Raw genomic sequence first — 9854 nt, 5'->3', positions numbered from 1 at the left:
GGACTCGAAGGCTAGGGCTTGTGACACGATTTCCAATAACGCCTCGTCCCGGCCGGCCGCTGCGATGGATGGCAGCGACAAGGCGCAACGGCGGCGCGAGTGTGTTGCGGGGGCATCCCGGCTGCCGGCGGCGCGCGACGGACCGTTATCGGCGGTGCGCGGGGGCGGGCGGGAAAGGAAACGCTCGATTCTACCCCCGCAGGCCAGAGTTATCCACAGCCCGGGTTAAAAATTGTGCTTGACAAACAGGGTATTATCCAATTAAATCCGCGGTTTGACCCTTTCACTGGCCAACCGAAATGAAACGCACCTATCAGCCTTCCGTCGTCCGTCGCAAGCGCACCCATGGTTTCCTGGTCCGCATGAAGACCCGTGGCGGTCGCGCCGTCATCCGCGCTCGTCGCGCCAAGGGCCGTCATCGCCTCGCCGTCTGAGGTGAGCAGCCCGTCGGGCGTTGATCAGAGATTCCTCAGCGCCTACAGATTACGCAAAACGGATGAGTATTCATCCGTTTTTGCTTTTCGGCGGGCGATCAAGGGACGCTTCTTCGTCGTTCATTATCGTCCCAACGAACTCGGCACGGCGCGCCTCGGCGTCGTGGTGGCGAAGAAGCTGGCGAAACGCGCCAATGTGCGCAACCTGGTGAAACGCATCGTGCGCGAACAGTTTCGCAAGATCCGTGCGGTACTCCCCCATCACGACCTGATCGTGCGCCTGCACGCGCCGGTCAGGGATGCGACGCGCGCGATGATCAACGAAGACATCGCGCTGCTCTTCGCGCGCCTGCGGCCATGATGAAGTCGCTGCTCCTTGGCCTGCTGCGCGTGTACAAGTACGCGATCAGCCCGATGCTGGGGCGCAACTGCCGTTTTCATCCGAGTTGTTCCGACTACGCGGCCGAGGCCGTCCAGCGCCATGGCGCCCTGAAGGGCGGGTGGCTGGCGTTCAAGCGGGTGGGCCGTTGCCACCCATTCCATCCGGGCGGGTATGATCCCGTTCCCTGACTCTTCCAGAACATAAGAATCCGATGGACCAGCGTCGACTGATACTCTTCCTCATCTTCTCCTTCGCCGTGATCATGCTGTGGGACGGCTGGCAGAAGCATAATCGTCCCGCCCCTGCGCCGACCGCGGCGGTGGCCGAGCAGCAGGCGCCGGGTTCGTCCGTTCCCGGTGCGGTGCCGACCCCGAGCGCGAGCATGGCCGGCGTGCCGGCGCTGCCGGAAGCGAAGGCTGCCGCGTCGAACGCCCCGCGCGTGACGGTGCGCACCGACGTGATGACGGCCGAAGTGTCCGCGGAAGGCGGCAGCATCGTCCGCCTCGAGCTCGCCCAGCACAAGTCCAAGACCGACGCGTCGCGCAACTTCGTGCTGTTCGACGACGGCGCCGAGCACCTGTATGCCGCGCAATCGGGCCTGATCGGCAACGACCTGCCGAGCCACAAGACGGTGTTCGCGCTGCCGGCCGGCGAGCAGGTGCTCAAGGATGGCCAGGACAGCCTGACCCTGCGCCTCGAGGCGCCCGAGCAGAACGGCGTGAAGGTGGCCAAGCTGATGACCTTCCACCGCGGCAGCTACCTCGTCGATGTCTCCTACGAGATTACCAACGGCGGCGGCGCCCCGCTCAACGCGCACGCGTATTTCCAGATGACGCGCGACGGCAAGCCGGCGGAATCGGTCGAGGGCTTCGGCGTCAGCGTGTTCACCGGCCCGGCGTTCTACAGCGAGGCCGAGAAGTTCCAGAAGGTGCAGTTCGAGGAGATCGACAACGGCAAGGCCAAGTTCGTGAAGAAGGCGAACGACGGCTGGGTGGCGCTGGTGCAGCACTACTTCGTCAGCGCATGGTTGCCGCAGGAAGGGGTCGAGCGCGAGTTCTTCGCGCGCAAGGTCGGCGACGGCCTGTACTCGTCGGGCCTGATCCTGCCGGTCGCCGCGGTTGCGCCGGGCGAGAAGGGCGCGGTGTCGACGCGCCTGTATGCCGGTCCGCAGGAGCAGGACAAGCTCGAAGGCATCGCCAAGGGCCTGGACCTGGTGGTCGACTACGGCTGGCTGACGGTGATCGCGGCGCCGCTGTTCTGGGTGCTGTCGTGGTTCCACAAGCTCACCGGCAACTGGGGCTGGGCGATCATCCTGGTCACCGTGCTGATCAAGGCGGCCTTCTTCCCGCTGTCGGCGGCGAGCTACAAGTCGATGGCCAAGATGCGCGTGCTCGGGCCGCGCATGCAGCGCCTGAAGGAGCTGTACGGCAACGACAAGGTCAAGCTGCAGCAGGAGATGATGGAGATGTACAAGCGGGAGAAGATCAACCCGCTGGGCGGCTGCCTGCCGATCCTCGTGCAGATCCCGGTCTTCATCGCGCTGTACTGGGTGCTGCTGGGCAGCGTCGAGATGCGTTACGCACCGTGGCTGGGCTGGATCCAGGATCTGTCGGCGAAGGATCCGTTCTACATCCTGCCGATCATCATGGGCGCGACGATGCTGATCCAGACCAAGCTCAACCCGACGCCGCCGGATCCGATCCAGGCCAAGGTGATGCTGGCGATGCCGATCGTGTTCACCTTCATGTTCCTGTGGTTCCCGTCCGGCCTGGTGCTGTACTGGGTCGTGAACAACACGCTGTCGATTGCCCAGCAGTGGCAGATTACGAGGATGATCGAAGGTGGAAAGTCCGGCGCAAAGCCTGCCTGATACCATCGCCGCCGTCGCGACCGCACCCGGTCGCGGCGGGATCGGCGTGATCCGCGTGTCGGGTGCAGCGCTCGTGCCGATGGCGCGGGCGCTTACCGGCAAGACCCCCGAACCCCGCACTGCGGGGTTCGCGCGTTTTCTGGACGGCGAAGGGCGCGCGATCGACGAGGGGCTGCTGCTGTACTTTCCGGCGCCGAACTCGTTCACCGGCGAGGACGTGCTCGAACTGCAGGGGCACGGCGGACCGGTGGTGATGCAGATGCTCCTCGCGCGCTGCGTCGAGCTCGGCGCGCGCCTGGCCGAGCCCGGTGAGTTCTCGCGTCGCGCCTTCCTCAACGGCAAGATGGACCTCACTCAGGCGGAAGCGGTCGCGGACCTCATCGAGGCCTCGACGGTCGCCGCGGCGCGCTCTGCGCTGCGCTCGCTGTCGGGGGCGTTCTCCGACGAGATGCACCGCATCACCGACGCGCTGATCGACCTGCGCATGTTGGTCGAGGCGACGCTGGATTTTCCCGAGGAGGAGGTCGAGTTCCTCGAGAAGGCGCGCGCGCTGGAGCGCCTCGAAGGCATCCGCAGCCAGTTGGTCGATGTGCTGGACCGCGCGCGCCAGGGGGCGCTGCTGCGCACCGGCATGAACGTCGTGCTGGTGGGTCGGCCCAACGTCGGCAAGTCCAGCCTGCTCAACTGCCTTGCCGGCGAGGAGCGCGCGATCGTGACCGAGATCGCCGGCACGACGCGCGACGCGCTGCGCGAGACGATCGCGATCGAGGGCATCCCCATCCACGTGATCGACACCGCCGGGCTGCGCGACACCGAGGACCCGGTGGAGAGGATCGGAGTGGAGCGCACATGGCGCGAGATCGGGCGCGCGGACGTGATCCTGCGCATGGTCGATGCGCGCAGCGGCGAGGGCGAGCCGGACGAGGCGATCGACGCGGCGCTGCCGGCCGAGGTCGAGCGCATCATCGTGCATAACAAGATCGACCTGTGCGGGATGGCGCCGGAGCGCCGCGAGGCCGAGGGCCGGGTGGCGGTGTACCTGTCGGCGCAGCGCGGCGAGGGCGTCGATCTGCTGCGTGCGGAGCTGCTGCGCGTGGCCGGCTGGCACGCGCACGGCGAGGATGTGGTGCTGGCGCGCGAACGCCACTTGGCGGCGCTGCGCGCCGCGCTGGGCCATGTCGAAGCGGCTCAGCTGCAGAGCGCGGCGCTGGAGCTTTTCGCCGAGGAGTTGCGCCAGGCGCAGGAGCGCATCGGCGAGATCACCGGCGAGTTCACGGCGGACGATCTGCTCGGGGTGATCTTCTCGCGCTTCTGCATCGGCAAGTGAGGCGCAGTGCTCCGAAATAATGCAGCTTGCATGGCCGAGGCGGTTGTGCGGCCAGTGCCGATGTTCCACGTGAAACACGAACGCGATGCTCGATGCTGAATGGCTTTTCATCGCCCTCGGGGCGGCGGCTTTCTTCGCCGGGGTGGTCGACGCGGTCGTCGGCGGCGGGGGGCTGATCCAGATCCCGGCCTTGTTCTCGGCCTTCCCCGGTGCGAGTCCGGCGACGCTGTTCGGCACGAACAAGCTGTCCAGCGTGGTCGGCACCACGAGCGCGGCGATACAGTATGGACGACGGGTGGCGATCCCTTGGGGGGTGACGCTGCCGGGAGCAGTCGCGGCCTTCATCGGTTCATGGTTCGGCGCGAAGACGGTCGCCTACCTGTCGCCGGAGCTGCTGCGCCCGTTGGTGCTCGGGCTGCTGATCGTCGTGGCGATCTACACCTTCCGTCGCAAGGACTTCGGCACCGGCGGCGACCGGCTCGCGGACGGGCGCAGGCCCGTGATGCTGGCGCTGGCGATCGGCGCGGTGATCGGTTTCTATGACGGCTTTTTCGGGCCCGGCACGGGGAGCTTTCTGATCTTCCTGTTTGTCCGATTCCTCGGGATGGACTTCCTGCGTGCTTCGGTGAGCGCGAAGATCCTGAACGTCGCGACCAACGTCGCCGCGATCGCGTTCTTCGCCAGTTCGGTAGAGCTGCTGTGGAAGGTCGCGGGGGTGATGGCGCTGTGCAACCTGTGCGGCGCGCTGCTCGGGTCGCGGCTCGCGATACGGCACGGGGCGGGCTTCGTGCGCAGGATGTTTCTGGGCGTGCTGTGCGTGCTGATCGGGAAGATGGCGTACGACCTCGTCGTGCGCCTGGCGTGAGCGCGGCGATTGTTCCACGTGAAACAGGCGTGCGAGGATGAGGTGATGAGCGGGGGGCGGATGAACGGACAGACGGACGAGGAAGGCCCGGACGCGCTGGTCGAGGAGCTCGACCCGCACTTCGGCTTCTACTGTCGTGGGGCGCGCTTGCTGGAAGCGGGTCGGTCGCGCTACCAGCGCTACGAGGTGTGGGACACCCCGACCTTCGGCAAGCTGTTCCGCCTCGATGGCAGCCTGATGAGCGCCGAGCGTGACGAGTTCGTGTATCACGAGAATCTGGTGCACGTGCCGGCGCTCAGTCACCCGGCGCCACGTCGCGCGTTGGTGGTCGGAGGTGGCGATGGCGGTTCGGCGCGCGAGCTGCTCAGGCATCGCGGGATCGAGCGCGTGGTGGTGGTGGAGCTCGATGAGAAGGTCGTCGAGTTGGCGCGCCGCCACTTGGGCGTGATCCATCAGGGAGCGCTCGACGATCCGCGCACGGAACTGCACATCGGCGACGGCCTCGACTACGTGCGTCGCGCGGTCGCGGCGGGCGAGCGCTTCGACCTGATCGTGCTCGACCTCACCGAGCCGGGCGAGGGGCCGGCGGCCGCCCTGTACCGCGAGCCCTTCTTCGGCGACTGCCGCGCGCTGCTGGGCGGGCAGGGGGCGGTGACGCTGCATCTGGGCGCGCCGTGGCTGCAGGGGGAGCAGGTGCGCGCTGTGGTGCAGCGCCTGCGCGCCAGCTTCGCGATCGTGCGGCCGTACTTCATGTACGTTCCGCTGTACGGGGGCCTGTGGGGGCTTGCGTGCGCGTCCGACCGTGTGGATCCGCAGATGTGTTCGGCCGCGGCGATCGATGCGGAGCTTGCTCGCCGGGGGATTGGGGGCCTGCGGTATTACAATGGCGAGATCCATGCCGGGCAGTTCGCCCAGCCGAATTTTGTGCGCGAACTGCTCGCCTGAGCATTTGCGCGAGCGAGTCCCAAGTTTTGAAGAATCACAGATCGAACCGAACTCCGCGCCCCGAACGGCCCGCTTCCGCGCTACCGGCCGACAGTCTGGCGTTCAGCCTGAGCCGTGCGGCAGAGCTGGTGGAGGCCGTGCGGGCGGGCGCCAACCTGACCGATGCCTTCGAGGCGATGCTGGCGCGGCATGCGGAGTGGCCCGACGCGACGCGCGGTGCCGTGCGCGACCTGGCGTGGGGTACGCTGCGCGATTACGGGCGCGGCGATGCGGTGTTGCGCCAGTTGCTGCACAAGCCCTTGCCCGAGGCGATCCACGCCTTGCTGCTGGTCGCGCTGCATCGTCTCGAGACGCGGCCGGAGCAGGCGCACACCGTCGTGAATCAGGCGGTGGAGGCCGCCGCCGCGATGATGGCACCCTTGAAGGGGGTGGTGAATGGCGTGCTGCGCAATCGCCAGCGCAACGCAGCCGAGCTCGATGCGGAGCTGGACGCCGACCAGTCTGCGTATTACCGCCATCCATCGTGGTGGGTCGAGCGCCTGCGCGCGTCGTTTCCGCAGGGCTGGGAGGCGGCGCTCGCGGCGGGCAACGAACGGCCGCCGATGGGGCTGCGCGTCAATCACTTGCGTGGCAGTGTCGATGCCTACGCGTCCGAGCTGGACGCGGCCGGGTTTGCCCACCGGCGCCTGGGGAACGACGCCCTGGTGCTTGCGAAGCCGGTCGCCGTCGCGGCGCTGCCGGGCTTCGCCGAGGGCCGCGTGTCGGTTCAGGACGGCGGCGCGCAGTGGGCGGCGCGCTGGCTCGACCTGGCTCCGGGCCAGCGCGTGCTGGATGCCTGCGCCGCGCCGGGCGGCAAGTCCGCACACATCCTCGAGACCGCTGCGGTCGAGCTGCTGTCGCTCGAACTCGATGCGGTGCGCAGCCGCCGCATCGTCGACAACTTCGCGCGCCTCGGCCTCACGGGCGAGGTGCGTACCGCCGATTGCCGCGAGCGCGCGAAATGGTGGGACGGCCGTCCCTTCGACCGCATCCTCGCCGACGTGCCGTGCTCGGCCTCGGGTGTCGCGCGCCGTCATCCGGACATCAAGTGGCTGCGCCGCGCCGACGACATCCCGCGTTTTGCCGCGCAGCAGGCGGAGATCCTCGACGCGCTGTGGCCCACCCTCGCGCCGGGAGGCAAGCTGCTGTACGTGACCTGCTCGGTGTTCGTCGAGGAGAACGCGCGCCAGGTCGAGCGTTTCTGTGCACGGCATGCGGATGCGCTGCGTCTGGAAATCGACGGCCGGCCGGAGTGTCAGCTCCTGCCCGGCGCCGATCATGATGGCTTCTACTATGCCTTGCTCGCCAAGCGTGCCTGAGCGCCTCAAGCGCAGTCTGGCAGCGCTCGCGCTGTGCCTGCTGGTGCCGCTAGCGGCCCTGGCCGAGGGGCGCATCGACCACGCCGAGATCGTGGCGGGCGATGAGGGGTACGTGGTCAATGCCGACATCGACCTCGAGCTCAATCCGCGCCTCGTGGAGGCGGTCAATCGCGGCGTGTCGCTGTACTTCAGCGCGCAGTTCGTCGTCGAGCGTGACCGTTGGTACTGGCTGGACGAGGTCGTCGCCGAGAGCGCGCTGAATTTCCGCCTCACGTACAACGCCATCGCGCGCAGCTACCGGCTGTCGGTCGGCAACTTTCACCAGAGTTTCGAGACCCTGGAGTCGGCCGTGCGCACCATGCAGCGCATCCGCAACTGGCTGATCGTGCCGGCAGGGGAGCTCAAGGCGGGCACGATTTATCGTGCCGCGCTGCGCTTCCAGCTCGACACCAGCCTGCTGCCCAAGCCCTTCCAGGTGACCGCGATCGGCAGCCGCGACTGGAATCTCGCCACCGACTGGCAACGCTGGACCTTCCAGGCAGGCGGCAATCCATGAAGCGCGCGCTCCTCGTCGTCGTCGCCGCAATCGCCGGCATCTCGCTGTTCCTGCTCGCCTCCGCCACCGCGAATACGGATCTGTTCGCTGCGAGCTACCCCTACCTGCTGGCGATCAACGGTGCGATCGTCGTCGCGCTGCTGGGGCTGGTCGCCTTCCAGTTGCGCCGCCTGTGGCGCGAGTACCGCACGCGCCAGTTCGGCTCGCGCCTGAAGTACCGCCTGATGCTGATGTTTGCATTGATGGCGCTGGTGCCGGGCTTCGTCGTGTATGCCGTGTCGCTGCAGTTCGTCGTGCGCAGCATCGAGTCGTGGTTCGACGTGCGCGTCGACTCGGCGCTCGAAGGCGGCATCGCGCTGGGGCAGAATGCGCTCGACTACCTGACGAGCCAGGTCAGCGAAAAGGCGCGCGAGATGGCGCTCGATCTCGAGGGGGTCGAGCCGATTCCGCCGACTTTGCTGAATCGCCTGCGCGAACAGGCGGGCGTCGGCAGCGCGACCGTGATCGGTCCGTCGGGGCAGGTGGTGGCGACCGTGTCGGACGGCCTCGGCGGGCTCATCCCCGAGCTCCCCAGCTCCGCCCAGTTGCGCGAGGCGCGCCAGACGCAGCGCTTCCACGTCGTCGACAGCCGCGCCGGCGAGGGGCTGACGATCCGCGTCGTGGTGCCCATCCCCTCGCGCACGCTCAACATGGATACACACTACCTGCAGCTCATGCAGGCGGTGCCCGAAACGTTCGTGCGCAACGCGGAGGCGGTGCAGGAGGCCTACCGCGAGTACCAGCAGCTGACCCTGGGCCGCGCCGGGCTGAACCGCATCTACACGCTGACCCTGACGCTGACCCTGCTGGTCGCGCTGCTCGCGGCGGTCGCGGTGGCCTTCGTGCTGTCGCGGCGGCTCGCCGCACCGCTGCTGATCCTCGCCGAGGGCACGCAGGCGGTCGCGCAGGGCGACTTCAGCCCGCGCCAGGCGCTGCCGGCGCGCGACGAGCTGGGGGTGCTGACGCAGTCCTTCAACCGCATGACGCGCCAGCTGGTGGAGGCGCGCGATCTCGCCGAGCGCAACCGGGCCGCGGTCGAGTCGTCGCGTGCCTATCTCGAGAGCGTGCTGGCGAACCTGTCGACCGGGGTGCTGGCCTTCGCCGTCGACGGCAAGCTGCGCGCGGCCAACGCCGGCGCGATGGCGATCCTGCAGGACGAGCTGGAGGGCTACGAGGAGCTCACGCTGGCGCAGTGGCCCAAGCATCACGGCTTCCGCGACGCGCTGGTGCGCGGGTTCGCCGACAACGCCGGCGACTGGCACGAGGAGCTCGAGCTGGTGTCGCAGGAAGGCGCGACGCAGACGCTGCTGATCCACGGCGCGCGTCTGCCGCAGGCTTCGGGCGGCGGCCTGGTGGTGGTGTTCGACGACATTTCGCGCCTGATCGCGGCGCAGCGCACCGCCGCGTGGGCGGAGGTGGCGCGCCGGCTCGCGCACGAGATCAAGAATCCCCTTACGCCGATCCAGCTCTCGGCCGAGCGGCTCGCGTACAAGCTCGCCGACCGGCTCGACGACGAGGGCCGCGAGGTGCTGGAGCGGGGGACGCGCACGATCGTGAACCAGGTCGAGGCGATGAAAAACATGGTGAACGATTTCCGGGATTATGCGAAGCTCCCCAGTCCGGTGCTCGGTCGCCTCGACCTCAATGCGCTGGTCGGCGAGGTGCTGAACCTGTACGAGAGTTCGCCGGTGATGATCCGCGCCGAGCTCGGCCGCAACCTGCCGCCGGTAGCCGGCGACGCGAGCCAGATGCGGCAGGTGATCCACAACCTGCTGCAGAACGCGGAGGATGCGCTGGCCGGGCAGGAAGACGGCGTGGTCACGCTGACGACGCGTGTCGAGGGCGACCGCGTGGCGCTGCAGCTGCGCGACAACGGGCCGGGCTTTCCGGCGCCGGTGCTGACGCGCGCATTCGAGCCGTATTTCACGACCAAGAGCCGCGGTACGGGCCTGGGTCTGGCGATGGTCAAGAAGATCATCGACGAACATGGTGGCGAGGTTCGCCTGCTGAACGGCGAAACCGGCGGCGCCGAGGTGCGCATCCGGCTGCGCCTCGCTTCCGCGGAAATGTGATTAGTG

10 protein-coding genes are annotated in these 9854 nt (G+C 68.0%); all 10 read left to right on the top strand.

Annotated elements, in window-relative coordinates; all coding sequences use genetic code 11:
- Window positions 1-299: 299 nt before the first annotated feature.
- The 10 genes from rpmH (at window position 300) to U5817_RS25245 (ending at window position 9848) form a co-directional block, all read left to right on the top strand.
- A complete protein-coding gene (gene rpmH, locus U5817_RS25290) occupies window positions 300-434 on the top strand; it encodes a 50S ribosomal protein L34 (protein ID WP_002926183.1) in 135 nt (44 codons plus the stop codon).
- Entirely contained in the window at window positions 373-795 is a 423-nt protein-coding gene (gene rnpA, locus U5817_RS25285) for a ribonuclease P protein component (protein WP_339380127.1), read from the top strand. The genes rpmH and rnpA overlap by 62 nt, the downstream gene beginning before the upstream one ends.
- A complete protein-coding gene (gene yidD / locus U5817_RS25280; protein ID WP_211167340.1) occupies window positions 795-1004 on the top strand; it encodes a membrane protein insertion efficiency factor YidD in 210 nt (69 codons plus the stop codon). The genes rnpA and yidD overlap by 1 nt, the downstream gene beginning before the upstream one ends.
- 23 nt (window positions 1005-1027) lie before the next feature.
- A complete protein-coding gene (yidC, locus tag U5817_RS25275) occupies window positions 1028-2686 on the top strand; it encodes a membrane protein insertase YidC (RefSeq protein ID WP_169132468.1) in 1659 nt (552 codons plus the stop codon).
- Window positions 2658-4013, top strand: coding sequence for a tRNA uridine-5-carboxymethylaminomethyl(34) synthesis GTPase MnmE (mnmE, locus tag U5817_RS25270; RefSeq protein ID WP_407279271.1), 1356 nt, complete (start codon window positions 2658-2660; stop codon window positions 4011-4013). The genes yidC and mnmE overlap by 29 nt, the downstream gene beginning before the upstream one ends.
- Before the next feature lie 85 nt (window positions 4014-4098).
- Window positions 4099-4878: a TSUP family transporter gene (locus tag U5817_RS25265; protein WP_169132466.1), complete on the top strand. Its 780-nt coding sequence runs from the start codon at window positions 4099-4101 to the stop codon at window positions 4876-4878.
- A gap of 60 nt (window positions 4879-4938) precedes the next feature.
- Window positions 4939-5823, top strand: coding sequence for a polyamine aminopropyltransferase (speE, locus tag U5817_RS25260; RefSeq protein ID WP_407279270.1), 885 nt, complete (start codon window positions 4939-4941; stop codon window positions 5821-5823).
- Between the two features lie 26 nt (window positions 5824-5849).
- Window positions 5850-7181, top strand: a complete 1332-nt coding sequence (rsmB, locus tag U5817_RS25255) for a 16S rRNA (cytosine(967)-C(5))-methyltransferase RsmB (protein ID WP_407279269.1) — start codon at window positions 5850-5852, stop codon at window positions 7179-7181.
- Complete coding sequence (locus U5817_RS25250; protein ID WP_407281131.1) at window positions 7156-7737, top strand: DUF4390 domain-containing protein; 582 nt, start codon at window positions 7156-7158, stop codon at window positions 7735-7737. The genes rsmB and U5817_RS25250 overlap by 26 nt, the downstream gene beginning before the upstream one ends.
- On the top strand, window positions 7734-9848 hold the full coding sequence (locus U5817_RS25245) for an ATP-binding protein (RefSeq protein ID WP_407279268.1): 2115 nt from the start codon (window positions 7734-7736) through the stop codon (window positions 9846-9848). Before U5817_RS25250 ends, U5817_RS25245 begins: the two co-directional genes overlap by 4 nt.
- Window positions 9849-9854: the final 6 nt, after the last annotated feature.

The organism is Aromatoleum evansii, assembly GCF_045689615.1.
GTDB lineage: Bacteria > Pseudomonadota > Gammaproteobacteria > Burkholderiales > Rhodocyclaceae > Aromatoleum > Aromatoleum evansii.
Note: the sequence above shows the minus strand (reverse complement) of the source record. Positions and strands in the feature narration are given on the sequence as shown.

Coding starts and splice junctions, on each gene's coding strand:
- rpmH (WP_002926183.1), top strand. CDS start 300: ATGAAACGCACCTATCAGCCTTCCGTCGTCCGTCGCAAGCGCACCCAT.
- yidD (WP_211167340.1), top strand. CDS start 795: ATGAAGTCGCTGCTCCTTGGCCTGCTGCGCGTGTACAAGTACGCGATC.
- yidC (WP_169132468.1), top strand. CDS start 1,028: ATGGACCAGCGTCGACTGATACTCTTCCTCATCTTCTCCTTCGCCGTG.
- U5817_RS25265 (WP_169132466.1), top strand. CDS start 4,099: ATGCTCGATGCTGAATGGCTTTTCATCGCCCTCGGGGCGGCGGCTTTC.
- speE (WP_407279270.1), top strand. CDS start 4,939: ATGAACGGACAGACGGACGAGGAAGGCCCGGACGCGCTGGTCGAGGAG.
- U5817_RS25250 (WP_407281131.1), top strand. CDS start 7,156: ATGCCTTGCTCGCCAAGCGTGCCTGAGCGCCTCAAGCGCAGTCTGGCA.
- U5817_RS25245 (WP_407279268.1), top strand. CDS start 7,734: ATGAAGCGCGCGCTCCTCGTCGTCGTCGCCGCAATCGCCGGCATCTCG.